This is a genomic window from Raskinella chloraquaticus (SeqCode) (assembly GCF_021731865.1).
In the GTDB taxonomy this organism is placed as follows: domain Bacteria; phylum Pseudomonadota; class Alphaproteobacteria; order Rhizobiales; family UBA4765; genus Raskinella; species Raskinella chloraquaticus.
In genome coordinates this window covers 1-26674 of the sequence record NZ_JAKFWN010000023.1, presented here as the reverse complement: position 1 = coordinate 26674, position 26674 = coordinate 1, and the positions used below count along the sequence as shown (strand labels likewise).

The following is a 26674-nucleotide window of genomic DNA, read 5'->3' as shown; positions in this document are numbered from 1 at the left end:
GGATGGTGCCAGGGCCCTGCCCGTAGGCAGGCGCGTAGGTGAGCAAGTGCCCGCCCTGCCGCCCTCTGCCAAGGTCGGCCGGGATGTCGAGAGTGTAAGGGGTGCTCCACTCCCTGACCTCGACGTCGACCGCTTGTGGCGGAGCGCTGCGGTAGCCATCGGCACTGACGTCGGTGAGCATCGCGCCCGACACAAGCGCAAGCACAACTGGCACAGTCAGGCGTGTCATTTTCAGCCGGTTCATGGATTGCACTCCCTCAACTGCGCCGTGATGGAGCAAAACGGCTCGCCCGACCAAGGTCGCAACCAGATGTCGCAACGATCAGGCCACGCGCTGCCATGACGTTGACAGCCCGTCGCAACTTCGCACAGGTAGCGCCAAACCGCAGGAGCCTTGGCGATGAGTGTGACCGTGACTTCCCTTGATCCAGCCCTCAAAGAGCGGCTCGAAAGCGTCTCGACCGCCACCTTGACGACGATCATGCTTAAAAAGGGCATACGCCGCTCATGGCTGCGCGGGCCCATGCCGCTTTTTGCCGCCAGTCACCGCGCGGTCGGCCGCGCCTTCACGCTGCGCTTTGTGCCCTTGCGTGAGGATCTGGCGACACCGGACTCATGGTCGTCTCCGCGCTCCACGCGGGCGGCGATTGAAGACATGCCGGAAGGTGTGATTGCCGTTGCTGACGCCATGGGGGTTCGCGATGCCGGAATTTTCGGTGACATTCTGGCGCTTCGCATGAAAAAGCGCGGCGTGTCAGCCCTCATCACCGATGGTGTCATGCGCGACGCGGCAGGGGTCGAATCATCCCGTCTGCCGGTCTGGGCGACAGGCGTCGCAGCGCCGGCCTCCGTCAGCAGCCTCACCTTTGTCGGCTGGCAGGAGCCGATTGCGTGCGGTGGGGCGGCCATTTTCCCCAACGACGTCATTGTTGCCGACCGTGACGGCGCGGTCGTCATCCCCGCCGCGCTGGTGGAAGCGGTGGCTGACCTTAGTGTCGAGCAGGAGCGCCTGGAAGGCTGGATCATGGGCGAGGTGGAAGCCGGCCATCGTCTGCCCGGACTTTACCCCCCCGATTCAGAGACAAAAGCGCGCTATGAAGCGTGGAAGGCGGGGCAGCAGCGTTGACGCGTTCGGCGTTATGCCAGACCTCACATCAAAGCGTTTGTGACGGACGATTCGTCCTGCCGCGCAATCACACGCCGCGACCGTCAAGATGACGTAAAGTAAGCCAAAAGATTGGCCAATTGCCTTAAAAACGGGCGGATCAACGTCTCGCGACCGGCAGCGCCAACTCATATGCGAGACGGTTTTGTGACAATCATGTCACAAGGCGGAACGAAGTCGCAATTCAGCGTCGAAACCGCCCGGTTTCGGTTGCTCAGGCAGATTACAGGCAGATTAATTGATTCAATCATCGCATCTCTTATCTGATGGGGCGGGTTCACTCGAGCATCTTTTGCATCGGCAGCGCGCCTCTTCAACCACGGTACTCTCTGCTTTCCTTATTAACTTTTGGGGATGAATTCATGAAAATGGTTAGAAGCCTTCTGCTCGGCTCAGCGGCTCTGGTCGCCGGGTCGTTCTCGGCCCAGGCGGCAGACCTCGCCGCCGCTGAGCCGGTTGAATATGTGAAGATCTGCGACGCCTACGGCGCCGGCTATTTCTTTATTCCCGGCAGCTCAGACACCTGCCTGCGCATCTCGGGATATGTGCGCTCCTTTGTTGCCTATCAGGGCCGCAACCAGAGTAACAGCAGCACCCAGATCGATAGCGCGGCGACCTCAACCATCAATCCGGTGATTGTGAATGCCGGTGGTGTTTTAGGTGCCGCTGGTATTGTTGCCAATGTTCCCGGCGTAACGGCCGTGGGAACGAACACGAGCAATAATCTCAATCTGGTGAATTACAACAATTACGGCGCCATCGGTAACGATATCGCTCTGCAGGCCGCTGCCGGTGGTAACGCCGCCGCCACCGCCCGGCTGAACGCTCTGGGGCCGAATTACATTCTCCGCGCCAATGCAGAAACCAGCGATCAATACGTCTCCGGTATCCGTGCACTCCTGCGCTTTGATGCCCGCACCAAGACCGAATGGGGTGTGCTCCGCTCCTTCTTCGAATTCGCGGCTGCAACCAGCAACGCTGCCCGTAACGGCACCCCCGTGCAGGTTCGCTTCGGCTTCGTTCAGTTTGGTCCGATCACCGCCGGTGTGACGGAATCATTCTTCAACACGACGGCGACAAACCTCTTCTTGTCTGCGTTTGGCGATCAGACGCGCCGTGTTCCGACGCTGGCCTACACAGCATCGCTCGGCAATGGCGTTTCCGTCACCCTGGCGGCCGACGATTCGAGCATTGCCTTCGCTGCTCTTCCGATCGGTAGCACAACGACGGGCCTGTTGATCAATGCCGGCAACTGGCAGCGTCGTGCAGTGCAATTGCCTGACGGCGTCGCCAACATTCGCGTTGCCCAGAGCTGGGGTACAGCGCAGATCAGTGGTGCGGTAGGCCAGTTCCGCTTCGCCAACACGGCCTGTACGGCGACTTTCGCCCTCGGCGCAACTTGCACGGCCAACAAAGTCGGTTGGGCTATCGCCACGGGCGTACAGATCAACCTTCCGGCAATCGCCAAGGGTGATACGTTCGTCGTCCGCGCCAGCTATTCTGAAGGTGCCCTGCACTATCTTGGCAACGTGACCACGCAGAGCTATTTCGGCAATTCCAACGCGTCTGGTACGGTCACTGCGCGTACAGGCTTTGCGGTTCTGGGTGAATTCAACCACTTCTTCACACCAGCCATCCGCTCTTCCATCGTCGGCAGCTACACCCGCCTTGGGCGCAATCCGGGCGGTGCAAATTTCGGCGCGAGCACGGTTAACCTGCGTGAAGCCTGGCAGATTGCCGGTCAGCTGTTCTGGACGCCGGTTCGCGGCTTCGACGTCGGTGTTGAGTTGTTCTATCAGGACCTCAGCTTCAATGCCTTCGGCGGTGGCGCTGCTCTCGGCAACCGCGTCATCGGCAGCGTCAACGACGCTGGCTGGGGTGGCTTCTTCCGCGTCCAGCGCTCGTTCTGATCTCGCTTTAAGATCACAACTCTGATCAGTCCCGGCGGGCAACCGCCGGGATTTTTTATATCGACAGCGCCGAGGCGTTGCCTTGGCGGCGGAGCATCTGGCGGTCTGGACGCATCACGACATGCACGGCATGAGCGCGTAAGGCGACATAGACGCTGATTTTTCGGGCGCTGGGCGCTCGCGTCAGGAGCGGCGAGCCGCATAGGGCCGAGCTGCCCCGTATCATCGGGATAGAATCGGTATGCTCATCGAATGGGCAATAATGCTGATACCCACGCGTTTTTCAGCCGTTGGATATCGAGTGATGTTCTGCCCCCGCCGTTTCGCGACGCCCCGCAAGGAGGGCGAAATGGCGGTTATTTTTAAAGAAATTTCTTCTACGCGCAAGTTTGTCTTTTTATTTCAAATTGGTAAGTAAAAATTAACGATCAACGTCAACCGGCCTCGATGGACCCGAAATCGTTGTTTCCAAGCAACACTGACCGCGCAAGTGACGCGGTGACAGTCCGTTAGGACAAGTAGCGATTGCGTTGAGCGGCGCAATTCATATGGTGAATGCAGCGACGGCCGCCTTGGGAAGTCGCTTCCCATGTCTGCTTTGGGAAATCCGTGCTCAAGACACACTCGCTGTGCATTGATCACCGGTACATCAAAGCGGACGTTTTATCAGGGAGTGGGGATAGGTGCCTGCGCGTGTTGAACGCCTGGCACCGAACCTGTTCCGAAGCTATTTTTGGAGGTCATTCAATGAAGATGGTCAAGAGCCTTCTTCTCGGTACTGCGGCACTGTTCGCTGGGTCCTTTTCGGCCCAGGCAGCGGATCTCGCAGCAGCTGAGCCAGTAGAATATGTGAAGATTTGCGACGCCTACGGCGCCGGCTATTTCTTCATCCCGGGCAGCAGCGACACCTGCCTTCGTATTTCGGGTTATGTGCGCGCCTATTTCGCCTATCAGGGCCGCAACCAGAACCAGAGCTCGACCGGTTTCGGTAACGGCGCTGGCGACATCGTCAACCCGGTGATCGTCAATGCGGGCGGCGTTCTGGGAACTGGGGGCATTGTTGGCAATGCAACCAACAACGCCATCACCTACGGCAATTACGGCGCCGTTGGTAACGACATCGCGCTGCAGGCAGCTGCCGGCGGTAACGCCGCCGCCACCGCCCGCCTGAATGGTCTTGGTGCCAATTACGTTCTCTTCGGTAATGCAGAAACCAGCGACCAGTATGTCTCCGGTATCCGCGCCCTCCTGCGCTTTGATGCCCGCACCAAGACCGAATGGGGCCTGCTCCGCTCGTTCTTCGAATTCGCGGCCGCCTCCAGCAACGCTGCCCGCAACGGCACGCCGCTACAGGTTCGCTACGGTTTCGTGCAGTTCGGCCCGCTGACGGCCGGTATCACGGATTCGTTCTTCAACTTCGAAACGACGAACGCCTTCCTGTCGCCTCTCGGCGACCGCTCGCAGCGTCTTCCGGTCCTGGCTTACACCGCCTCGCTCGGCAATGGCGTGTCGGTCACCCTGTCGGCTGAGGAATCGGGCGTCACCGGTGGTATTGGCGGTTCAACCTCCAACCTGGTGAATTCGGGTGCCTGGGTCCGTCGTTCGGTCCAGCTTCCTGACGGTATTGCCAACATTCGCGTTGCCCAGAGCTGGGGTACTGCCCAGATCAGCGGCGCGATTGCCCAGTATCGCTTCGCCAACACGGCCTGTACGGCTCCCTTCGCGTTCGGCGCAACTTGCACGGCCAATCGGGTTGGCTGGGCTGTGAGCGGCGGTGTGCAGATCAACCTGCCGGCGATTGCCAAGGGTGATACGTTCCTCATCCACGGCACCTACGCCGAGGGTGCACTGAGCTACCTTGGCAACGTCAACTCGCAGAGCTATTTCGGCAATGCGAATGGTGTCGGCACCGTGACGGCGCGCACCGGTTGGGCAGCTGTGGGTGAATTCAACCACTTCTTCACCCCGGCGATCCGCGCCTCGATCATCGGAAGCTATACGCGCCTTGGTCGCAATCCTGCCACCAATTTTGGCGCGAACACGGTTAACCTGCGTGAAGCCTGGCAGATTGCCGGTCAGCTGTTCTGGACTCCGGTCCGCGGCTTCGATGTCGGTGTCGAGGTGTTCTATCAGGACGCAAGCTTCAACGCCTTCGGTAACGGCGCCGTTCTCGGCAACCGCGTCATCGGCAGCGTGAACGACAATGGCTGGGGCGGCTTCTTCCGCGTCCAGCGCTCGTTCTGATCTCGCTTTAAGATCACAACTCTGATCAGTCCCGGCGGGCAACCGCCGGGACTTTTCTTTTGCGCTCACATCATTGTCATCATCATCGCGCTGGCTGCATTGCGCTTGACAGCTCATCCTGCCCTTGATCGTATTTCATAACGGGTGCCGCAATTGAGGCGCCGACGAAGGAGAGACACCGTGCAGGCATTGTTGCGCGTCATTGTCGGCTTGGCCGTTGTTACCGGCGTGGGTGGGCTCGCTTTCGTTCGTGATGGTGATCGCTTGTCGGCGGATATTGCGATGAGATCACAGAAGATTGCATCGTCGGCCGGCGATGGATGGGCAAGCACGGCCGTTATTGGCCGTGATGTGCGCCTGACCGGTAACGCGCCCAGCGCCGAGGCGCGCGACGCTCTGGTCAAGGCGGTCGATGCACTGCCAGGCGTGCGCCGCATCGACGTCGCCACCGGCATCCTCGCCCGCCAATCGCCTTATGAATGGAAACTCGGGCGGCAGGCGAACGATCTGTCGTTGTCCGGGTCAATCCCCTCAGAAGCGAACCGGTTGGCTTTCTCTAGCCTTTTTTCCACCTATTTCCCGACCCTCAAAGTGGCAGATACAACACGTCTGGCCGCTGGCGCGCCGGATAATCTCGGCGCCATGCAGAACTTCGCCGAGGATGTGATTGCAAATCTTTCTGCGGGCTCTGTCAGTGCCAGTGATAAGGCGCTGACGATCGAAGGTGTTGCCGCATCGCCCGCAGCCTTCGCCGGGCTTCAGGATGTGCTGACGAAATTGCCAGCCGGTGTCACGCTGACGAGCGTCGCGATATCGCCGCCTACTGTCACACCTTATGTGTTTTCTGCCCGCAAGGAGGGCCAGTCTCTCACGCTCGCCGGTCTTGTGCCGTCATTTGCCGCCCGTGACAGCCTGCTGGCTGATATGCGCAACCGTTTCGCTACGATATCCGTGACGCAGGCGTTGCAATTCGCCAGCCCGGCGGCGCTCGACGCCGCGTGGGCTGATAATCGATCCACATTACTCACCCAGTTAATGCGCTTGCGCGATGGCACGTTGTCGATCAGCGATGGGGTGGTGAGCCTGGCTGGCCTCGCACCTGGCGTCTTTGAGCGCGAGCAGATCCTCGCCGCTCTCGCTAAACTCCCGCCGGGATTGTCTCTCGGGCGGGTGGCGCTGACGATTCCCGAAACACCACCGGTCGATAATCTCTTTCCGCCCCCTGCTGATGCTGCGGAACCGGTATTTCCTGCCGTGCCGCCGCCGCAGATCGTAGCGCCGCCGCCACCCGTGCCGCCGCCACTACCCGTGCTGCCGGCGCCGCCGGTTGCGATTGCGCCGCCGCCGCTTCCCGTCGTGGTGCCATTGGCGTGGGAGGCGGTACGCACGCCCGGCCAGCTTGTCATCACCGGTATCGCCACACCTGCTCTCAAGCAGGCGGCCGGCCGGCTATTTGGCAGCGGAACGATCGTCGATGAAACCACGACGGGTGGCGATATACCGGCATTGATGGCTGACAAAATTGAAAAGGGCCTGGATTTTCTGGCCCGCCTCGAACATGGCAGGCTGACGCTGAATGCCTCTGGCATAAGCCTGAGCGGCCACGCGCCTTCGCCTGCCATCCGCGATGAAATCATGGCGGGCATTGCGGCTCTCGCTAGCGACGCCCTTAAGATAACCGCGATGCTGACCGCGCCTCAGCCGGCTCCCCCGCCACCGCCGCATCGCTGCCAAAGCGATCTTGATGCGACCATTCGCTCAGGCGTCATCAATTTCGCTACCGGCATTGCTGATCTGTCGCGCTCATCGGAAGCGCGCCTCAAGGCAGTTGCTGACAGCCTGATGCGCTGCACCGAGGCCAGGCTGGAGATTTCCGGCCATACCGATAATCAGGGCGATCCTGATGAAAACCGGGAATTGAGCGAGGCGCGGGCGCTGGCGGTCGTCGAATGGCTGATTGATGCCGGCATTGCGCCTGAGCGGCTGACCGCAGCCGGCTTCGGCGATACCCGACCGATTGCACCCAACGATACGGCTGACGGCCGGGCACAGAACCGGCGCATCGAGTTCCGGCTCTACTGAAAGACTGGCGGCCAGCCAATTGAGGTCAGGGCAAGTGAGGTAAGCGATGGTCTATCTGTTTGGTCAGTTATGGCTCTATGTGGTGCTTGCTCTGGTTTTGGGCATGGCATTTGGCTGGTGGGCCGCCCTCTCATCGCGCGAATTGCATCGTTCCGTGATCGGGACAGGCACAGCAATCCTCATCGCTGGTGGTTTGGTGGCCTATACGCAGGTGATGCGCGGCAAGGCCGGCCTGTGGTGGGACATCTGGATGCTGCTGGTCCTGGCCTATATTGTCGGCTGCCTCATTGCCTGGCTGCTGGGCATGGTGCTCGGGACATCCGCCACCGCCGCTGCGCCACTCGCTGCGCCCATGCCCATGCCAGCCGCAAAGCCGATGGCAGCTGCGGTGATGGCTGCCACGCCGGAAATGGCGACAACGCCCGGCCCTGTCGGCGTTGCCACCGGGATGGCTGCGAAACCCGCGCCCGCTGCAAGCATGCCGCCGCCATCAGGCGCCACGCCGTTTCCAACCGCACCTGTGTTGTTTTCCAACCCCGGCACAGAGATGGCGGGCGAAATGGGGCAAGGGAAAGCGACGTCTGCAGTCGCGCCACCGGCCTCCCCGACGCCAGCGGCCATGGCGCCCACGCCAGCACCAGCGGCGATCATGAAGCCGCCGCCGGCGCCGGACAGCGCTGATGCTGGCGATGAGTTCGATGACACCGATGAATCAATTATCGCTGCCCGCCCGCCGGGCTTGCCGATGCCGGATAGCGGCAAGAAAGACGATCTCAAACGCATCAGCGGCATTGGCCGTGTCAATGAGGGCAAGCTGAACGAGCTTGGTATTTTCCATTTTTCACAAATCGGCGCATGGACACCCGCGCACGCCAAATGGGTCAACAGCCATTTGTCGTTTCCCGGCCGCATTCAGCGCGAAAAATGGATAAGCCAGGCCAAACAGCTCGCATCCGGCGGCGACACGGAATTTTCCAAGCGTGTGAAAGCTGGCAAGGTCCCGACGAGTTCCTGAAACCCCTCGTCAATCAGGTCTGGCCACGTCAGAGGTAGCCGATTGCCGACACGATTCGGCGTCGGGCATGCTGCGGAAAACGAGGTCTGGGTTTTCCGATAACGGCATACAAAATCACCCGGACAAGAGCCAATCCCGATTCCCTGTAAACGCCATCTGCATGAGTGCCGATGGCTGGCAGCAGCTGGCGCCGCCATAGCGTTTTGCCCGGCGATTTTGTCTCGTTTTTTGTGGTTTTTCTGCAACATTTTTAGATCGTTTTTACTCTGGCGATAAACACGAAAATGTCATGACAGAAGCAAGTTTTGTCAGCACGCGGCGGCGCCCGTTCATTTTTCAAATGCACAAAAAATATTCAATTTTTTTATAAGTAAATTATAGTCAAATATATGTAACGCAATTGTACATATTTATAAATTATAAAAAAATATATGTATTACCTAATTTATATTTTAAAAAAATGAAGTGTATCCATTCACATAATCGAATTATGTCAGAATATTAACAAGATAATTTATAATACTATAATTTACATTTTTAAGTTCCGTAAGGGAAATAATTTACATTTTTAAGTTCCGTAAGGGAAATTGAAAACCGTAAAATTCACTCATTCGAATGCTTGGCTAGCCGATCTCGGTTCGCTGTGATATCCGGTTGGTAATTGTTCGTGTGGCGACGATCGAAATTGCCCCAGGTCCTCTATCGGGCAGTCATCTATCGGTCATATGAATGAGGGACATACGCTCGGTCAAAACGCCGCGAGTGGCGATAGGGGGACTTGATGAGTAACTGGAAATTATTTGGATTGGCGGCTTTGGCCAGTTCGCTTCTGTCAGGCACCGCCGCTGTGCGGGCTGCCGATCTGGCCGCAGCCGAGCCAGTCGAGTACGTGAAAATCTGTGACGCCTATGGCGCCGGATACTTCTTCATTCCGGGCAGCAATGATACCTGCCTGCGCGTCTCGGGTTATGTGCGCGCGTATTTTTTCTATCAGGGCCAGAACACGAGCAACGTTATCACCGTCGGTCGTAACGGTGGTGCGGCGGAAATCATAACGCCTACTCTTCTGAACCCGACGAACCTTAACACCGGCTTGACGGCAAACGGCGTTGCCGTTGGCGGTGGAACGGGTGCCCAGGCGTTCAGCACGGCCGGGACAGCGGCAGCAAACGCGGCAAATTACAGTTTTTACGGCACAACGCAGGCGACGGGTCGTGGCGCTAACACTGTGATCTTCGGCAACGCCGAGGCCAACGATCAGTATGTAAGCGGCATTCGTTCCGTTCTGCGCTTTGATGCCCGCACCAAGACGCAGTTTGGTATCCTCCGCTCCTTCTTCGAGTTTGCGTCTGACACGAACAACTCTGCGCGCAACGGCACTCCCTTGCAGGTCCGTTACGGCTTCGTTCAGTTTGGCCCGATCACGGCCGGCGTGACGGATTCCTTCTTCAATTTCGACAATTACCCGAGCGGCTCATTTAACTACATCGGCAGCCGTACACAGCGCGATCCTGTTCTGGCTTATACCGCTTCTCTGGGTAATGGCTGGTCAGCAACCATCTCGGCGGAAGAAGCCGGATCGAAGAACGGAAGCATTGGCGGCAGCAACGCACAGCTGATTATCGGTGGCGGCGACACCTGGGTGCGTCGTTCGATTCAGTTGCCTGATCTCGTCGGCAATATTCGCCTTGCTCAAAGTTGGGGTACGGCACAGATCGCCGCTGCCGTCACTCAAAACCGCTTCGCCAATACGACTTGTAACTCAGCGGTGGCTCTTGGTGCCGTCTGTACTGCCAACCGCGTGGGCTGGGCGGTAACCGGTGGTATCAACGTCAATTTGCCGACGCTCGCCAAGGGTGATTTCTTCCTGGTCAAAGCAACCTACGCCGAGGGAGCGACCAATTATCTCGGTCACGTCAACCTCAACCGCAGCTACTTTGCTAACGGTGGCGGAACCAACGACAATACGCTTTCGACTATTACCGGCTTCTCGCTTTTCGGCGCGTTCAACCATTTCTGGACACCAGCGCTCCGTTCGGTCATCGCGGGTAGCTATTTCAGCCTTGGTGGACGCCCCGGCGCGAATTTTGGCTCGAATGTTGCGCTGCTGCGTGATGGCTGGGGTATCAATACCCAGCTTTCCTGGTCTCCAGTTCGCAACTTTGATGTGAGCCTTGAGCTGTTCTACCAAGAGGCGACCTATGGCTTCTTTGCTGGCGGCGCCACAGGTGCGGCAGCCTTGGGCGTTGGCGCACTGGGGTCGGCCAAGGATAGTAATGCCGGCGGCGCACTGCGTATCCAGCGCGCGTTCTGAACCAGAGCTCTATGTTCAACGATAAATGGCCCGGCATTGCCGGGCCATTTTTTTTCGCGCTCTCGGTGTAGCATTCGCGCGACGATCACCCGTTTCGCCGCGCCATCGCTGCTCCGTCTGTCAACGCCATCTCGGGCGATATGATGGGGATGGGATGATGTGAACGGGCAGGGCGCTGGCCGACGAGGCAACGCCATGCTGGCAAATCCCGCACGCGGCTAACCCCCATGATACCCCGTCCGCGGTGTTGTCGCTTCATTCCGTCTGAGCGGTTGCAACACCACCATTGCGCTTCAGATCGCTGTCGATCAGCAGGCGTGGCTGGCCGAGGCGGGCCCGGTAGACCTGCACATTCTCCATCACCCGCATGACGTAGTTTCGCGTTTCACTGAAGGGAATGCGTTCGATCCAGTCGATCGCATCAACCGACGGATCGCGTGGATCGCCATATTTGGCGATCCACTCATTGGCGCGCCGCCGCCCGGCATTATAGGCGGCAAAGGCGAGGATATAGGAACCGTTGAAACTGGCGATGTCATCACCGAGATAGGCCGTGCCGAGCTGAGAGTTATAGACAGGGTCGGTAATCTGGCCAGGCTTCCAGCCAACACCGTATTTGCGGGCTGTTTGCGCTGCGCTCGCGGGCAGCATCTGCATGAGACCGACAGCACCGGCGGAAGAGCGGATCTTCGGATCGAAGGTCGATTCCTGACGCGACAGGCCAAGCACCACCGCCCGCTCCACCTTGGGGCCGAGCGCCGGACTTTGAGGAACCCCGTTGGTCGGGTAGGCATAGGTATCAAGCGGCATGTCGCGCTGAACCGCCTGCTTGCCAACCGCAAGCTGGAATTTGACCTGTCCCAGTTCGCCCGCAAGCCTGGCGAGCAGGCCAAGCTCGGCCGCATCCGTCCACTCATCGCCAGCGTCGACAAAGAAGGGGCGCGCCTTGTCAACAAGACCCGCCGCCGCCAGCAGGCGGATCGCACGCACCGTGGGGCGCCGATTGAATTGCGCCCGCTTGCCCTCATCGGCCTGAGGTGTATTGACGAGCTGAAGGGTCTGGCGCCCGAGTTTGGCCATCGCGAGTTGCCCGTAGAAGGTCGTTGCGTGGCGGGCCGCAACCTCGTAATGCTGCCGCGCCGCGCCCTCATCGCCCAGCGCTTCCTTGGCGCGGGCCCGCCAGTAATGGGCACGCGCAACTGAAATCTTGCGGCTCGCTTCCTTCTGCATCATGGCGAAATGACGATCTGCCGTCGCCGCGTCTTTGAGATAGCGCAGCGCGATCCAGCCAGCGTGAAATTCAGCTTCGATGATATCCGTGTCCTTGCGCGAACCATGCCCGGCGGCCACCCGGTAGGCCTCGCGCGGCTCGCCCTCATCCAGCAGCTTGCGGGCGATGATGCGCCGCTCGATCCACCATTCTTCCGCATCGATCAGCAGGCGCGGATCGCGCGGTGCTGTGTGAAGAAACTGCGCCGCCTCGCGCGGCTTGTCCTGACGGCGCAGCCATTGGGCGCGCGCAAAAAGATAGGCGGGATCGCGATGCAATTCGGCCGGAACGGCATCGAGAAGCGCCGGCGCATTGGGCGCCTTGCGGATGACGGCTGCGCGCGCACGCGCCAGCGCCAGATCACCTCCGCCCAGCCGCTCGCCAATCGCCAGCCCGTCGCCGGCGTCCTCCTGATAAAAGAGGCGGTTCATCCGCGCCTTGTCGTCAGCCCGCGTCACAACACCGGGCATGCGCTCGCGCACAAAGCGCTCGAGCGCGGATGAAATGGCATTATTGCGCCAGGCTTCGCGCACCAGCGCTTGCGCCTTGTCGTTTTGCCCGCGCTGGCGCAACGCGTCTGCCAGCACGACCCGGCCAGGTCCGGTGCGCGGCTCCCCATTGCGGAAGAAGGCGATGATATCGTCGGGGCTGTTCTGCTCGCTCAGAAGCGCCGCCTCGGCGCGCGCTCGCAGCGTCTTCTCGGCCGGCCATCCGGGGTTTGCCGCCAGGAAGCGGCTGACGCGGTTGGCGCTGATGCCGTCAGTCCCTGAGCGCAGGATGAACCATTCGACCAATGTGCGCGCGACCGGGTCCGCCAGCCGCTCTGCCTTGGCACTCGCAGCTGCCCCATCGCCGGCCTCGGCGCGGGAAATCGCTTCGCGTAACAACGACAGATCGCCCGATGAGCCCAGCGCCGCACCGGGGCTCGGTATGCTGCCCGTCACCTGGGCCTGGGACCGCGCGGGATAGGTCGCCGCCAATCCGCTCGTCACTGCCAATATCGCAATGCCGTACCAGCGGATGGAAAACACCAGCGAAAGAGCGCTACGACAGACCATGCTCACCTCTACCGCCTCTGTGGCGAACCTCAAACGCAACAATAAAGGCCTAAGGGTTGCTAAAATGCTTAAGGCTTGGTTGAAAATCCGTTTGTCACCTGAATAAGGCTGCGCTGCGGCGGTAAATTTTGCGATCTGCCTTATTGTTGCGGGATCGACATGTTTTCGCTTATGGTCGCTGTCCGGCTTCATTCACAGTACACAAGGTTCGGTTCCATGCGCTTTCGCGGCTCCTTCACAGCCCTCATCACGCCGTTCAGGAATGGCGGGATCGATGAGAAAGCCTTCGAGAGCTTCTGCGACTGGCAGATCAGCGAGGGGACGAACGGGCTGGTTCCTGTCGGCACCACCGGCGAAAGCCCGACCCTGTCGCATGACGAGCACAAGCGCGTCGTTGAACTGGCAATCGGCGTGGCCAGGGGCCGCGTGCCGGTGATGGCGGGTGCTGGCTCAAACTCGACGGATGAGGCGGTCGACTTTGCCCGCCATGCCGAGAAGGCAGGTGCCGACGCGCTTCTTGTCGTCGTGCCCTACTATAATCGCCCGACCCAGGAAGGCCTCTATCAACACTATAAGACGATCAACGATGCCGTTGGTATCCCGATCTATATCTACAACATACCCGGCCGCTCGGCTGTCGACATGTCGGTTGAGACCATGGCGCGCCTTTCCCGGTTGAAGAATATCGCCGGCGTGAAGGATGCAACCTCCAACATGGCGCGGGTGACCGAGCAGCGGCTGGCCTGCGGGGCGGATTTTGTGCAGTTCTCGGCCGAGGACGGCACCGCGCTCGGGTTCAACGCTCATGGCGGCCATGGCTGCATCTCGGTGACATCGAACATCGCGCCGCGCCTGTGCGCTGAATTCCAGGCGGCAAGCCTTGCGGGCGACCACGTGAAGGCTCTTGCGCTTCAGGATCGCCTCATGCCGCTCCACAAGGCGTTGTTCATCGAATCAAGCCCGGCGCCGGTTAAATACGGCGCCTCCCTCCTCGGCAAGAGCAGCGATGCGGTGAGGTTGCCGCTCGTTGCCGCCTCGCCGATGGCGCGCGAAGCGGTAAAATCTGCCATGGTTGCCGCCGGCCTCATCAACTGAAGGAACGCCCATGGCAAGCGCCGAGGAACGGCGCGCTGCGCAACGCCTGATCGCGGAAAATCGCAAGGCACGATTTAATTTCGAGATCAGCGAAACCTTCGAGGCCGGCATCATGCTTTCCGGCACTGAAGTCAAATCATTGCGTGGCGGCAAAATCACCATCGCCGAGTCGTATGCCTCGCCAAAGGCGGGCGAGCTGTGGCTCGTCAATGCCGACATTCCCGAATACGACAAGGCGCATCAGTTCAATCATGAACGACGGCGACCGCGCAAACTTCTGCTGTCGCGGCGCCAGATCGACAAGCTGGCGCAAGCCGTTGAGCGTGAAGGCATGACCATCGTGCCGCTCAAGCTCTACTTCAACCCGCGCGGGCGGGCGAAGGTCGAGGTGGCACTGGCGCGCGGCAAGAAACTGCACGACAAGCGTGACACCGAAAAGGCAAGAGACTGGCAACGCGACAAAGCGCGCCTCATGCGCGACAAGGGGTAGGACGTGGCGCAACAAAAGAATCTTCTTGAGGTCGACTGGTCGAAAATTCCTGCGCCCGAGGATGACGGGCTTGCCGGCCATCTTGCCGGCAGCATGGCGCCGTCCATTGCTCTGGCCGCAACCAATGGCACCAGCATCGATCTGTCGCGTGTTGGCGGCAAAGTCGTCGTCTTCGCTTATCCACGCACCGGTGAGCCTGGCAAAATCGGCCTGACCGATGATTGGGATATGATCCCCGGCGCTCGCGGCTGCACGCCGCAAACCTGCGCTTTCCGTGATCTCAATAACGACTTCTCAAACCTTGGCGCCAGGGTGTTTGGATTATCGACCCAAAGTGCGGCCTATCAGCGCGAGATGGTCGAGCGCCTGCATGTTCCCTTTCCGGTTCTCTCGGACGAAGCGCTGACCCTGGCCCGTGCCTGGCGTCTGCCGACGATGGAGGTTGCCGGGATGACCCTGCTGAAACGCTTGGCGCTCGTGCTGGTCGAGGGCCGTGTCGACAAGGTTTTTTACCCGGTGTTCCCGCCCGACCGGAACGCTGCCGACGTGCTGGCCTATTTCAGCCGTCCCGCCCTTTAGCGCTTGACCCGGGATAACGTCGCATGGTCGCCGGGCTGGCGCTTGCTCTCAAGGCCATCGCGACTGCCGGCACCGTTGTCCTGGCGTCCACCATTGCCGAGCGGACCCGGCCGGCCATCGCCGCCATGATCCTGGCGCTGCCGGTGTCCGCCGGCCCAGGCTACCTCCTGCTCGCCCTTCAGCATGATGCGGCGTTTCTGGCGAGCGCCAGTCTCGCCGGACTTCCAGTGAATATCTCGACAGCGGTGTTGGTTGTGATTTACGCCGCCTTCGCGCGTCGCGGCATGGATGTGGTGCCGGCCTTGGCGGTGGGTGGCGTTGTCTGGCTGGCCGTCACGCTTCTGCTGCATCTGTTGCCACCCACGCTTTTTGCAGCCGCTCTCGCCTTGGCCATCACCTATCCTGTCATCTTATGGGCGACCTGGTCGTGGCGACGCGGGCCACCGCATCAGACGGTGGCGCGACGCTGGTATGATGTACCCGTGCGTGCCTGTCTGGTGGCGACGATTGTGGTGACGATTGTCTCGCTGTCGGACTGGATTGGCCCGGTTGCGACAGGCAGTGCCTTGCTGTTTCCAACAACCTATTTCAGCTTCATGCTGCTGATGCATCGCCGTCTGGGAGGCGGGCTGGTCGCCAGTGCCATGATTCAAAGCCTTTTCATGCTGATCGGCTTTATCGGCGGCATGCTGGCCCTATATATCTGTTCGAGCCGCGATCATCTGACGCTCGGGCTGGTGCTGCTTTTTCTGATACCCGTTATCTACGCCTTGTCGGTGCTGATGTGGATGGGCTGGCGCGCTCGCGCTTAAGCCGCCAGATCGCGACGGATGGCAGCAAAGACCGCTTCAAACATGGGCGCCGTCAGCCGACCGGTATTGGTGTTGTAGCGCGAGCAGTGATAGCTGTCATAAAGGGTGAAACTGCCGAGCCGGTGTCTTGCGTTATGGGCGAAGGGATGGAGCCGGGCAGGGGCGCCGACCGCCTTCAGCACACTCTCATGCGCAATGCGTCCGAGCGCCAGCAGCGATGTCAGCCGCGGCATCGCTGTCAGCGTGGCGCTGAGAAAGCTCCGGCAGGTCGTAATCTCTTCCGGCAGGGGTTTATTGGCTGGCGGCACGCACCGCACGGCATTGGTGATACGGGCATCGACGAGCGCCAACCCGTCCTGCGGATCGGCGCGGAAATGTCCCGCGGAAAATCCGAACTTGGCAAGCGTCGCATAGAGCAGATCGCCTGCATAATCGCCGGTGAAGGGACGGCCCGTGCGGTTGGCGCCGCGCAGGCCCGGCGCCAGGCCAACGATCAGCAGGCGCGCATTTTGTGGCCCGAAGCTCGCCACCGGCGCATTATGCCAGCCTGGTTCATTATCAATATTGGCGTTGCGGAAGGTGGTGAGCCGGGGACATAGCGCACAATCCCTGGCCGGCTCATCTCGATGTGTCATCTCCAAAATCCGCGCGAACCGTCAGATATCGCCATCAACATCGGCGTTGATTGCTGCGCGTGTTTCCCGGCGCTGCGCGCTCTCGCGCACCATGCGGTCGACCGGCGCGCGATCACTCGCCGGCCGGCAAATTTCTCCCGCCAGCTCGGTCAGATCGACAAACTGGTCCGCCTGGCGGCGTAATTCATCAGCGACCATGGGCGGATGCGTCGAAATGGTTGAGATCACAGTGACCCGCTTGCCCTTGCGTTGCATCGCCTCCGCCAGGCGTTTGAAGTCACCATCGCCTGAAAACAACACCATATGGTCGATATGATCAGCCATCGCCATGGCATCGATCGCCAATTCGATGTCCATCGAGCCTTTGACCTTGCGACGGCCCATGGAATCATAAAATTCCTTGATCGGCTTTGTGACGATCGTAAAACCGTTATAGTCAAGCCAATCGATCAATGGACGGATTGATGAATATTCTTCACTTTCTGCGATCGCCGTGTAGTAATTTGCTCGAATAAGATGGTAATTATTTGAAAATTTTGTCAAGAGTTTCTTATAATCGATATCAAAACCCAGCGCCTTGGCGGTTGCGTACAGATTTGCACCATCAATAAAGACGGCGATACGTTCATTGGGATAGAATTTTATCATTATGCGTGCTCCTGCGAAATGAGTCTGAATAGAAATAGATCGACCCTAGATATCATCACGCGCACGGATTGGCACTCATTGGGGCGATGAATTTCCCGTCATCACGCGTCGACGGCGCGAGGCTCATCATCATGGGACAAATAGATCGAGCCACCGCTTTGAGTCGATTAATGAATTTTTTCTAACCGCAATGTTTTTCAAGCACCTTGCATTAACCGCGTGTCCAGAGTAGGACACAGCTTGTCCCCGCACATTCATCGCAAGGAAGGCCTCCCATGGCGCGCGTTACTGTCGAAGATTGCATCGACAAGGTCGAAAACCGCTTTGAGCTGGTGCTTTTGGCGGCCCATCGCGCCCGTACCCTGGCATCGGGCTCGGCTTTGCTGGTCGACCGCGACAATGACAAGAATCCGGTGGTTGCCTTGCGCGAGATCGCCGATGAACATCTGCGCCCGACCGATTTGCGCGAAGAGTTGATTCATTCGTTGCAAAAATACGTTGAAGTCGATGAGCCGGAACCCGAAATCGTGCCGCTGCTTGCTGGTGGCAGCAAGGGTGATGATCCCGATATCGCTTTTGATCGCATGAGCGAGGAAGATCTGCTGCGCGGTCTGGAAAATCTGGTGGCACCCGAAGCCTCCTCCAGCGATGATGATGAGCGCGAATAATCCGCTCTCGCCGGAACATTTTCCCGGTGTCACCTTCGATCTGACGGACGCCCCCGACCGCGCTGACATCAGCCTCGTCGAGGAAAATCTCATATTGTTCAATGAAAAGGGCTCGCTTGCCTACGACAAGCGTCCTTTATGCATCTTCGTGCGCAACGAGACGGGCAGGACGCTCGGCGGTGTCACGGGATACACCAATTGGGGTGCACTTTACCTCGATTGTTTCTGGCTTCCCGAAGAAATCAGGTCGATCGGCGGGGCAGGCTCGCACATTCTCGACATGGCGGAAACGGAAGCCCGCAAACGTGGCTGTTCCCAGGCGCGTCTTTATACTTATTCGTTCCAGGCGCCCGCGTTTTACATCGCTCGCGGCTATGAAATATTTGGCGAACTGCCAGATTATCCACCGGGTCATTCTCAGATTTGGTTCAAAAAATCGCTATGTGAACGCAATGCGCAATAGTGATGCAGTGCTGTAAGTTTTCCTTGCAGCCTTGCCTTGTCGGATAGCATTCTGACGAATATTTCTGTGATTTGGCGGCAAAGGCAGTAACGCACATGATGCGTCAGTTCGAACTCGTGGAACGGGTGACGCGCTACAATCCCGATGTCGACGAAAACATCCTGAACAAGGCCTATGTCTACGCCATGAAGGCGCATGGCAATCAGACGCGCGCATCGGGCGATCCCTATTTCACACACCCGCTCGAAGTCGCCGCCATCCTGACGGATCTGAAGGTCGACACCTCGACCATCGTCGCTGCCCTGCTTCATGATGTGATCGAGGATACGAGCGTAACCCGCGAGGAGGTCGAACGTCTGTTCGGTCATGACATCGCGGAGCTGGTCGCCGGCCTCACCAAGCTCAAAAAGCTTGACCTTGTGGTCAAGGAGGCAGCCCAGGCGGAAAATCTGCGCAAGCTGCTGCTCGCCATCGTCTCTGATATCCGCGTCCTTCTGGTGAAATTGGCGGACCGCCTGCACAACATGCGCACGCTTCATTATGTGAAGCCGGAAAAGCGCCAGCGTATCGCTGAGGAAACCAACGATATCTACGCCCCTTTGGCCGGCCGCATGGGCATGCAGGCGATGCGGGAGGAACTTGAAGACCTCGCGTTCAAAACACTGTCCCCGGAAAAGCATCAGCTCATCGTCGAGCGCTTGGAAGCCCTGCGCCACAAGCTCGATCATATGGGGGTATCGCGGGTCGGCAATGGCGACTTCGTGGCGACCATCGAGCGCGAGATTGAAGCCACCTTGCGCAACAAGGCGATCGATGCCCGGGTGAGCGGACGTCAGAAGGCGCCATACTCGATCCATCGCAAGACGGAACGCAAGGCGATTGAATTCGAACAGCTTTCCGACATCTATGGTTTTCGCGTGGTGGTCGAGACGGTAGAGGATTGTTATCGCGCGCTCGGCGCCCTGCACACCGCATATTCGGTCGTGCCGGGGCGCATCAAGGATTACATCTCAACTCCCAAATCGAATGATTACCGCTCGATCCATACCACCGTCATCGGCCCGGGTGGCCAGCGGATCGAAATGCAGATCCGCACGAAGGACATGAACCTGATCGCCGAATACGGCATTGCCGCCCACGCGCTTTACAAGGACGGTTCATTTGTCGCCCGCGATGAGCAGGGCCATGTCAGGCTGTCGGCGGAGAGCCGCGCCTATGAATGGTTGCGTCGAACGGTCGAGCGTCTGGCGGTGGGCTCATCGCCGGAAGAATTCCTCGAACACACCAAGCTTGAGCTGTTCCATGATCAGGTTTTCTGCCTCACCCCCAAGGGCGCCCTCATCCCGCTGCCGCGTGGCGCCACTGCTATCGACTTTGCCTATGCGGTTCATACCGATGTCGGCAATCAATGCGTGGGGTGCAAGATCAACGGCTCCCTGTCGACGCTGACCAGCAAGCTGAGCAATGGCGATGAGGTGGAGATCATCCGCTCCAAGGCCCAGGTACCACCGGCGGCGTGGGAAAATATCGCCGTCACCGGCAAGGCGCGCTACGAGATCCGTCGCGCCACCCGCACTGCGGTGCGCAATCAATATGCGGGCTTCGGCCGCTTGATTTTGCAGGGGGCCTTCGCCCGCGCCGGCAAGGAATTTGCCGACGACAAGCTTGAGGCAGTGCTGAAGCGGCTGGCACGCGCCTCCGTCGAAGACGTGCTGGCCGCTGTCGGTCGCAACGAGATGAAGGACATCGACGTCATCAAGGCCGTCTACCCGGACTGGCGCGACGAGCGGGCGGGGGTGAAACAACCGCTACGCCGCAAGGCCGACAGCGAAGGCTGGATTCTAGGCCGCGCCCGCTCTGGCATCATGTTCCGGCTGGCTGGCGGTAAAGCCAAAAACGGCGTGGCATTGCCGATACGCGGTCTGAAATCTGATTTGCCGATCCGCTTTTCACCAAATGGCGGGGCCCTGCCAGGGGACCGCATCGTTGGCATTTTGATGCCTGATGAGGGCATCGTCATCTACCCCATCCACGCCGCCGCCTTGAAGGCGTTCGAGGATCAGCCGGAGCGCTGGCTCGATGTGCAGTGGAACCTTGATGCTGATCAGGACATGCGCTTTCCCGCGCGTCTTGAACTCACGACCATCAATGAGCCCGGCAGCCTGGCGCAGGTGACGCAGGTGATCGCCGAAAACGATGGCAACATCGATAATCTGAAGATGTCGCGCCGCTCGCCTGAATCAACCGATATCGCGATTGAGATCGAGGTCTGGGATCTGAAGCACCTCAACGCCATCATCGCTCAGCTGAAAACGAAAAAAACGATCAGCCGGGTGCGCCGTATCAGCGAATAACACAGGATCATGATGGCCGATGACCGATGACCCGCCCCATGCACCGGCGACCAACGGCTTGAGCGCGCCGCTGGATGGCATCCGTATCGTCGAGCTGGGCGCTTTCATCGCCGGTCCTTTCTGCGGCCAGCTTCTGGGTGACCTTGGCGCTGATATTCTCAAGATCGAAGCACCAGGGCAGGGCGACCCGCTGCGCCGCTGGGGGGTTGCCAGGAAAGACGGCAAATCGCTGTGGTGGCCGGTCATGGCCCGCAACAAGCGCTCTTTGTCGATCGATCTGCGCCAGGCTGACGGCGCGGCGCTGGCCCGGCGGGTGATCGCCAGCGCCGATGTGCTGATCGAGAATTTCAAACCCGGAACGCTGGAGGGCTTTGGCCTCGCGCCCGAATTGCTGCAAGCTGACAATCAGCGGCTGATCATCGCCCGCGTGTCAGGGTTTGGGCAGACGGGGCCTTATGCGGCGCGCCCCGGTTTTGCTGCGGTCGCCGAAGCCATGGCGGGCCTGCGGATCATCAGCGGCTACCCCGACCGCCCGCCAACGCGCTCCGGCCTGTCGCTGGCCGACAGCGTTGCCGGCCTTTATGCGGCGCTTGGCGTCCTTGCCGCGCTTCGTGTTCGCGATCAGACAGGGCGGGGGCAGGTGATAGATGTTGCGCTTACCGAGGCGGCGCTGGGCATCAGTGAAGGCATCATTCCTGAGTGGAGCGCGACCGGCAAGGTCAGAGAGCGATCGGGCCTGGCGGCACCAGGCTTCGCGCCCTCCAACATCTACCCCTGTGCTGACACGAAATGGCTCGTCATTGCCGCCAATTCTGATCCGCTGTTCAGGCGTCTGGCCACCGCCATGGGTCAGCCGGCACTTGGCGATGATCCTCGCTTTTCCCATCACGAGGCGCGTGGCGAGCATCAGGCGGTGCTCGACGCCCTGATCGGTGGCTGGACCGCAACGCTGACGCGCCAGGAGCTGATCGAGCGATTGATTGCAGCCGATGTCCCGTGCGGGCCGATTTACGATGCCGCAGACGTCGCCGCCGACCCGCATTTCCGCGAAAGGCAGGCGATCGTTGAGGTCGAGGTGGAAGGGATCGGTAAATTGGCAATGCCAGGCGTTATGCCGCGCTTCTCCCAGACACCCGGCTCTATCCGCTTTCCGGGCGGGGCGCTGGGAGCCGCCAACCACGACATATTGGCCGGCGAACTGGGATTGGACGACCAGGAAATCGCTGCCTTGACGGCCAAAGGCGTTATCTGATCGTCGAAATTGGCCTGTGATGGTGCAGGCGACGCTGGGCCATGGCTTACATAAAAAAACCGGCGGAGTTTCCTCCGCCGGTTGAATTCAAACCACGAGTAATCGTTCAGAAGCTGAACTTCGCCGAGGTTTGTACATGCAGCACGTCGCCGCGGCGACCGCTCTGATTGATGCGCTCACCATACTGGAGTTCAGCACCGAGATCGAAATCCTTGACCACCGTCCAGATGAGGTTGCCCGAGGCGTACGTCGCTCCGCGATAAGCATTGCGGTTGAGGTAGGCAGGGTTCTCATACTCGGCGAGCGAGAAGGTAAAGTTCGACCGCAGATTCTCGGACCACTGGTGCTGGAAGGTCACGTAACCACCATAGGAGGTGAGCAATTCAAGCCGCCCGGTAATCGGATTGATGGTTGCTTCGCCACTCACGCCAGCCGAGTCCTGCAGATAACGGCCAAGGCCGGAACCGTAGAGGAACTGGAAAGCGATGAAATCGGTGCGTGCCGATTCCTTCGAGCCAAGACCGGGAAGATTGAACTTCGCATGGATGCTTCCTGCGACCCCAAAGCCATTGCCGCGACCCGTACCGGTGGGGGGGATGTTCGGATTGGAACCGATAGAAAGGGTGGGAAGAAGATTGCCGCCGGCAAAATTCTCGCCCGAAATACTGCGCAACAGAAGGCCAAGCTGAACATGGCCCCATGAGTCTTCCACACGCCCGCGAATAACGAAATCTGGAATGTTATTGTCGCGGGTTTGAACGACGGTCACGTTCTGGTTGATACCGTTGATCGGAGCAACATTGTTATTTACAACAATGCTGGTCTCAGGATTTTCCGCAGCAAACGCTAGGGTCACGCCCTTGGAAAACGTGTGCGTGTAACGGATTTGAGCCTGGCGGATAAAGGTGTAGCCAGGCGTGCCCTGGAAATCGAGGGTTTCAGCAATCGTTGAGGGATCAGCGAAAGTGCCCCAGAACTGCCCGGCGAGTAATGGGCCGATCTCGACCTTGGCGTGACGCAAGCTGAACCCATCACGGTTTGACACCAACTGCGATCCAAAGAAGGGGCTGAAGAAATCGCCTTCAATTTGAACATTGGCCAGCCCGAAATCTGTCTGTTTGGTGGCGACAAAGCCGATACGGCTTTCACGAGCGTGAAAGCGGTTGGCTGGTGCCGTACCGCGTGAATCAATGGCGATCGCATTGGTTGGCAATGAATCAAGCGTGCCGTTGAATTCACCCTTGAGGCGCGAGATAAAATCGAGCTTGGCGAAGCCATTAACGCTCAGATCAATGTCGGTTCCCGGCAGACGCCAGCTCTTTGGACGCGTGCCTCTTTCAACGAAGCGATCGAGCAGCGTGCCAACGAAGCTGTCAGGCCCTTCCGATTTGGATACAAAACCATCGCTGGTCCGGCCACCATGCGGGGCACTGCGTGCTGGCGCCGCCACTTGCGGTGCTGAACGCTGCTTCTTCAGCGCATCAACTTCCTGCTTGAGCTTCTTCAGCTCCGCGCTTTGCTCTTTGAGCAGCCTGACCAGTTCTTCCTGCGTCGTTGCCGCACGCGCCTGGCCGGCACCCACCAGACTGCCGGGCAGGGCGATGATGGCGGCTGCAACCGCGCTCGCCATCCATGCCGACCGGCATTGCGAAATCAATTTCTTTCTGGCCTCAACAGTCCGCGAGCAATGACCCGCGTCTGACCTCAATCTTGTCATATTTCCACTCCCTGCCTCTTCGGAGGAACCAATTTTTAGGTTGATTGCTCGACCCGAAAACGAGGCTAGGAACTATTTCAGCAACGCACAAGTCACCGGTTTTTAACCTTCCTTAAGGGAAATCAATGGGGTGCTCCTGGCGAAAATCACGATGGAATGAGACAAAATCGCAATTAGCCTCCAACAAAACGTCAGATTTCCATCAGTTCTCGCTCGTCACTGGCAAAATAGCCGTAATTTCTTGAAATCAGCGCTATTTGCCCTGATCAGCCTGTCTGGCGTTCACATATGTGTGCATGTACGCTTTCAGTGCGACTGTCACATATTCAACACAGTCTGGCGCCCGCCGAGGGTGGCAAAGCGAACCGGACGACGCAGATTTCCAGAATCAACTCCTTTGGGGTTGATCACCGCCCCTGCCAATGCGCCGCTCGCTTGGTAAGAAAAGCGTCCATGCCTTCACGAAAATCGCCGCTGCCATAGCACAGTCGCACCAGATCGCGGTCCGACACACCTTCGCCAACGCGGACGCGGCGCAGCCCCTCCTTCGTGGCATAAAGCGTCAGCGGCGCATGCCCGGCAATGCGCGTCGCAAGTGCCATGCCGCGCCGGGCCAGATCCTCTTTGGCGATGACCTCGCTGACGAGCCCGATCGACAAGGCTTCCGCCGCTTCGATGAGGCGGGCGGTAAAGATCATGTCAATGACCCTCTGCGGCCCGACGAGGCCCGCCAATTGTCCGAGGTTTTCAGCTGACAGGCAATTGCCGAGCGTGCGGGCGATGGGAAAGCCGAAGCGCAGATTGTCGCCGGCGATCCGCATGTCGCAGCGCGCCGCGATCGCTGCCCCGCCGCCCGTGCAGGCGCCAGCGATGACGGCAATCGTCGGCAGGCGGCAACGCTCGATGCTGCCCAGCACCTCGTCGATGAAATCCTCATAGGCAACCGCATCGTCGGGCGAGGCAAACGAGCGGAATTCGCCGATGTCCGTCCCGGCTGCGAACGCCTCGTTGCCGGCGCCGGTGAGGATGAGCGCGCGCAGCTGATGATCGGCGCTTGCCATGTCGACGCGCTGCTTGAGCTCACGGTACATATCAAGCGTGAACGCGTTGCGCGCTTGCGGGCGGTTGATGGTGATTGTGGCAACCGCACCCTCGATCGAGAAAAGGATATGCCCGCTCACAGCTCGCTCTCCACCGCCTTGCCGCAGGTGAGCGTATCAGCTTTGCCGCCAAGATCACCGGTCCGGCGCATCGGATCGGCCAGCACCCGCTCAATGGCAGCCTCGATCGCCTGCGCCGCCTCGCGCTCGCCCAGATGGTCGAGCATCATGGCAGCCGACCAGATCTGGCCGACGGGATTGGCGATGCCCTTGCCGGCGATATCTGGGGCGGAACCATGAACCGGCTCGAAGGTCGAGGGAAAATCCCTCTCGGGGTTGATATTGCCGGAAGGCGCGATGCCAATCGTCCCCGTACAGGCCGGGCCAAGGTCGGACAGGATGTCGCCAAAGAGGTTCGAGGCCACCACCACATCGAACCAGTCCGGATGCAGGACAAAATGGGCGCTCAGAATGTCGATGTGAAAGCGGTCGGTGCGTACGTCCGGGTAGGTCTTCGCCATCGCCTCCACCCGCTCGTCCCAATAGGGCATGGTGATCGAGATGCCGTTTGATTTGGTGGCCGACGTCAGATGCTTCTTGCCGCGCCGCTGGGCCAGTTCAAAGGCATATTTCAGGACCCGGTCCACGCCGTGGCGCGTCATCACCGTTTCCTGCACCACGAATTCGCGGGCCGTATCAGGGAACATGCGCCCGCCGATCGAGGAATATTCCCCCTCGGTATTCTCGCGCACCACATAGAAATCGATATCGCCGGGCTTGCGGCCCGAGAGCGGCGAGTTGACGCCCGGCATCAGGCGCACCGGGCGCAGATTGACGTATTGATCAAATTCACGCCGGAAGAGGATAAGCGAACCCCACAGCGAGATATGGTCAGGCACGGTTGCCGGCCAGCCGACCGCGCCGAAGAAAATCGCGTCGTGGCGCCCGATATGCTCTTTCCAGTCCTCCGGCATCATGCGCCCGTGCCTGGCGTAATAATCGCAGGAGGCGAAATCGAACCAGTCGAGTTTCAACTCGAAGCCAAAGGCTTTCGCTGCCTTCTCAAGGATGCGGACCCCTTCCGGCACCACCTCCTTGCCGATGCCATCCCCGGGGATGACGGCGATCCGATACACACGATTGGTTGCCATCTTGCTTCTCGCTTCCTCATTCCGTTCGGCGCTATGCTAAGCATGCCGGGGCAGGGAGGAACAAGATGACTTTGCAGCTTGATCTCTATTGGTCGTTTCGCAGCCCCTATTCCTATTTTGTTACCAAACGGGCGCTGTCACTGGCGCGTGATTATGACGTTGCTGTCGCGCTGCGCGTGGTTCATCCCGCCGCGATCCGCAACCCCGCCTATTTTCGCGCCATGAACCCGCTGTCGCGGCCATACTTCATGCGCGACTGCCTCCGCGTGGCCGAATATCTCGGCCTGCCATTCCGCCGCCCGGTGCCCGATCCGATCATCCAGAATATGGAGACGCTGGAGATTGCGCCCGAGCAGCCGCTGATGCTGCGCCTCAGCCGGCTTGGTATTGCGGCCGTTGAGGCAGGCCGCGGCATGGCTTTCGCTGATGAGGTGTCGCGGCTGCTGTGGGAGGGCCGGACGGATAACTGGCACGAGAGTGATCATCTGGCCCAAGCCGCACAGCGCGCCGGGCTCGATCTTGTCCGCCTTGACGCGGCAATCCTCGCCGAGCCCGAGCGCCATGAGCAGATACTTGCCGACAATGATGCAGCGCTCCGCGCGGCTGGCCATTGGGGCGTGCCGACTTTTGTTTTGAGCGGCGAGCCGTTCTT

At 59.6% G+C, this 26674-nt stretch carries 22 protein-coding genes; 15 read left to right on the top strand and 7 right to left on the bottom strand.

The genetic code is table 11. The features are described from left to right. Positions 1–244 (bottom strand): hypothetical protein (locus ACINK1_RS08200; RefSeq protein ID WP_395760074.1); only part of this gene is annotated, 244 nt, incomplete at its 3' end. Positions 245–400: 156 nt separating this feature from the next. Between ACINK1_RS08200 and ACINK1_RS08195 the strand changes: the two genes are divergently transcribed. From ACINK1_RS08195 to ACINK1_RS08170, 6 genes are all read left to right on the top strand, one after another. Further along, positions 401–1126, top strand: coding sequence for a ribonuclease activity regulator RraA (locus ACINK1_RS08195; RefSeq protein WP_395760073.1), 726 nt, complete (start codon positions 401–403; stop codon positions 1124–1126). Between the two features lie 305 nt (positions 1127–1431). Continuing rightward, a complete protein-coding gene (locus ACINK1_RS08190) occupies positions 1432–3075 on the top strand; it encodes a porin (protein ID WP_395760072.1) in 1644 nt (547 codons plus the stop codon). Positions 3076–3828: 753 nt separating this feature from the next. Further along, positions 3829–5319: a porin gene (locus ACINK1_RS08185; protein WP_395760071.1), complete on the top strand. Its 1491-nt coding sequence runs from the start codon at positions 3829–3831 to the stop codon at positions 5317–5319. 180 nt (positions 5320–5499) lie between these two features. Further along, positions 5500–7401, top strand: coding sequence for an OmpA family protein (locus tag ACINK1_RS08180; RefSeq protein WP_395760070.1), 1902 nt, complete (start codon positions 5500–5502; stop codon positions 7399–7401). Between the two features lie 46 nt (positions 7402–7447). After that, entirely contained in the window at positions 7448–8416 is a 969-nt protein-coding gene (locus ACINK1_RS08175) for a hypothetical protein (RefSeq protein WP_395760069.1), read from the top strand. A gap of 781 nt (positions 8417–9197) precedes the next feature. Continuing rightward, positions 9198–10730 carry a porin gene (locus ACINK1_RS08170; protein WP_395760068.1) on the top strand — a complete coding sequence of 511 codons (1533 nt, stop codon included), beginning with the start codon at positions 9198–9200 and terminating at the stop codon, positions 10728–10730. A 255-nt stretch (positions 10731–10985) separates the two neighbouring features. Here ACINK1_RS08170 and ACINK1_RS08165 read toward each other — a convergent pair whose 3' ends face one another. After that, positions 10986–13058: a transglycosylase SLT domain-containing protein gene (locus ACINK1_RS08165; protein WP_395760075.1), complete on the bottom strand. Its 2073-nt coding sequence runs from the start codon at positions 13056–13058 to the stop codon at positions 10986–10988. A gap of 216 nt (positions 13059–13274) precedes the next feature. Between ACINK1_RS08165 and dapA the strand changes: the two genes are divergently transcribed. From dapA to ACINK1_RS08145, 4 genes are read left to right on the top strand one after another with little or no spacing between them, the layout of a single operon-like run. Beyond that, positions 13275–14153, top strand: coding sequence for a 4-hydroxy-tetrahydrodipicolinate synthase (dapA, locus tag ACINK1_RS08160; RefSeq protein WP_376801126.1), 879 nt, complete (start codon positions 13275–13277; stop codon positions 14151–14153). Between the two features lie 10 nt (positions 14154–14163). Further along, positions 14164–14643 (top strand): SsrA-binding protein SmpB, encoded by a 480-nt coding sequence (gene smpB, locus ACINK1_RS08155; RefSeq protein ID WP_376801125.1) that lies wholly within the window; start codon positions 14164–14166, stop codon positions 14641–14643. A gap of 3 nt (positions 14644–14646) precedes the next feature. Continuing rightward, positions 14647–15222: a peroxiredoxin gene (locus tag ACINK1_RS08150; protein ID WP_376801124.1), complete on the top strand. Its 576-nt coding sequence runs from the start codon at positions 14647–14649 to the stop codon at positions 15220–15222. A 23-nt stretch (positions 15223–15245) separates the two neighbouring features. Beyond that, the gene (locus tag ACINK1_RS08145; RefSeq protein WP_376801123.1) at positions 15246–16034 is read left to right on the top strand and encodes a hypothetical protein; all 789 of its coding nucleotides are present in this window, start codon (positions 15246–15248) and stop codon (positions 16032–16034) included. Here the strand turns inward: ACINK1_RS08145 and ACINK1_RS08140 are convergent. Then, complete coding sequence (locus ACINK1_RS08140) at positions 16031–16669, bottom strand: uracil-DNA glycosylase (protein ID WP_376801122.1); 639 nt, start codon at positions 16667–16669, stop codon at positions 16031–16033. The two genes, ACINK1_RS08145 and ACINK1_RS08140, sit on opposite strands and share 4 nt — an antisense overlap. A 21-nt stretch (positions 16670–16690) precedes the next feature. Further along, a complete protein-coding gene (locus ACINK1_RS08135; RefSeq protein WP_376801121.1) occupies positions 16691–17317 on the bottom strand; it encodes an NYN domain-containing protein in 627 nt (208 codons plus the stop codon). Positions 17318–17592: 275 nt separating this feature from the next. Here ACINK1_RS08135 and rpoZ point away from each other — a divergent pair, with 275 nt between their 5' ends. From rpoZ to ACINK1_RS08115, 4 genes are all read left to right on the top strand, one after another. Beyond that, positions 17593–17985, top strand: a complete 393-nt coding sequence (gene rpoZ / locus ACINK1_RS08130) for a DNA-directed RNA polymerase subunit omega (RefSeq protein WP_376801120.1) — start codon at positions 17593–17595, stop codon at positions 17983–17985. Beyond that, positions 17972–18448 carry a GNAT family N-acetyltransferase gene (locus ACINK1_RS08125; RefSeq protein WP_376801119.1) on the top strand — a complete coding sequence of 159 codons (477 nt, stop codon included), beginning with the start codon at positions 17972–17974 and terminating at the stop codon, positions 18446–18448. Before rpoZ ends, ACINK1_RS08125 begins: the two co-directional genes overlap by 14 nt. 95 nt (positions 18449–18543) lie before the next feature. Beyond that, a complete protein-coding gene (locus ACINK1_RS08120; protein WP_376803851.1) occupies positions 18544–20802 on the top strand; it encodes a bifunctional (p)ppGpp synthetase/guanosine-3',5'-bis(diphosphate) 3'-pyrophosphohydrolase in 2259 nt (752 codons plus the stop codon). A gap of 19 nt (positions 20803–20821) precedes the next feature. Further along, complete coding sequence (locus ACINK1_RS08115; protein ID WP_376800553.1) at positions 20822–22054, top strand: CaiB/BaiF CoA-transferase family protein; 1233 nt, start codon at positions 20822–20824, stop codon at positions 22052–22054. Positions 22055–22160: 106 nt separating this feature from the next. Here the strand turns inward: ACINK1_RS08115 and ACINK1_RS08110 are convergent, their stop codons facing one another. The 3 genes from ACINK1_RS08110 to ACINK1_RS08100 form a co-directional block, all read right to left on the bottom strand. Further along, entirely contained in the window at positions 22161–23684 is a 1524-nt protein-coding gene (locus ACINK1_RS08110) for a DcaP family trimeric outer membrane transporter (RefSeq protein ID WP_395760067.1), read from the bottom strand. 494 nt (positions 23685–24178) lie between these two features. Continuing rightward, positions 24179–24952 carry an enoyl-CoA hydratase gene (locus ACINK1_RS08105; RefSeq protein WP_376803853.1) on the bottom strand — a complete coding sequence of 258 codons (774 nt, stop codon included), beginning with the start codon at positions 24950–24952 and terminating at the stop codon, positions 24179–24181. Further along, complete coding sequence (locus ACINK1_RS08100) at positions 24949–26022, bottom strand: tartrate dehydrogenase (protein WP_376802737.1); 1074 nt, start codon at positions 26020–26022, stop codon at positions 24949–24951. Before ACINK1_RS08100 ends, ACINK1_RS08105 begins: the two co-directional genes overlap by 4 nt. 65 nt (positions 26023–26087) lie before the next feature. On the opposite strand from ACINK1_RS08100, the gene ACINK1_RS08095 reads away from it, so the two are divergent. Beyond that, on the top strand, positions 26088–26674 hold a 587-nt coding region (locus ACINK1_RS08095; RefSeq protein WP_395760066.1), incomplete at its 3' end, for a 2-hydroxychromene-2-carboxylate isomerase.

Coding starts and splice junctions, on each gene's coding strand:
- ACINK1_RS08195 (WP_395760073.1), top strand. CDS start 401: ATGAGTGTGACCGTGACTTCCCTTGATCCAGCCCTCAAAGAGCGGCTC.
- ACINK1_RS08190 (WP_395760072.1), top strand. CDS start 1,432: ATGGGGCGGGTTCACTCGAGCATCTTTTGCATCGGCAGCGCGCCTCTT.
- ACINK1_RS08185 (WP_395760071.1), top strand. CDS start 3,829: ATGGTCAAGAGCCTTCTTCTCGGTACTGCGGCACTGTTCGCTGGGTCC.
- ACINK1_RS08175 (WP_395760069.1), top strand. CDS start 7,448: ATGGTCTATCTGTTTGGTCAGTTATGGCTCTATGTGGTGCTTGCTCTG.
- ACINK1_RS08170 (WP_395760068.1), top strand. CDS start 9,198: ATGAGTAACTGGAAATTATTTGGATTGGCGGCTTTGGCCAGTTCGCTT.
- ACINK1_RS08165 (WP_395760075.1), bottom strand. CDS start 13,058: ATGGTCTGTCGTAGCGCTCTTTCGCTGGTGTTTTCCATCCGCTGGTAC.
- dapA (WP_376801126.1), top strand. CDS start 13,275: ATGCGCTTTCGCGGCTCCTTCACAGCCCTCATCACGCCGTTCAGGAAT.
- smpB (WP_376801125.1), top strand. CDS start 14,164: ATGGCAAGCGCCGAGGAACGGCGCGCTGCGCAACGCCTGATCGCGGAA.
- ACINK1_RS08145 (WP_376801123.1), top strand. CDS start 15,246: ATGGTCGCCGGGCTGGCGCTTGCTCTCAAGGCCATCGCGACTGCCGGC.
- ACINK1_RS08140 (WP_376801122.1), bottom strand. CDS start 16,669: ATGACACATCGAGATGAGCCGGCCAGGGATTGTGCGCTATGTCCCCGG.
- ACINK1_RS08135 (WP_376801121.1), bottom strand. CDS start 17,317: ATGATAAAATTCTATCCCAATGAACGTATCGCCGTCTTTATTGATGGT.
- rpoZ (WP_376801120.1), top strand. CDS start 17,593: ATGGCGCGCGTTACTGTCGAAGATTGCATCGACAAGGTCGAAAACCGC.
- ACINK1_RS08125 (WP_376801119.1), top strand. CDS start 17,972: ATGAGCGCGAATAATCCGCTCTCGCCGGAACATTTTCCCGGTGTCACC.
- ACINK1_RS08120 (WP_376803851.1), top strand. CDS start 18,544: ATGATGCGTCAGTTCGAACTCGTGGAACGGGTGACGCGCTACAATCCC.
- ACINK1_RS08115 (WP_376800553.1), top strand. CDS start 20,822: ATGACCGATGACCCGCCCCATGCACCGGCGACCAACGGCTTGAGCGCG.
- ACINK1_RS08110 (WP_395760067.1), bottom strand. CDS start 23,684: ATGGCGAGCGCGGTTGCAGCCGCCATCATCGCCCTGCCCGGCAGTCTG.
- ACINK1_RS08100 (WP_376802737.1), bottom strand. CDS start 26,022: ATGGCAACCAATCGTGTGTATCGGATCGCCGTCATCCCCGGGGATGGC.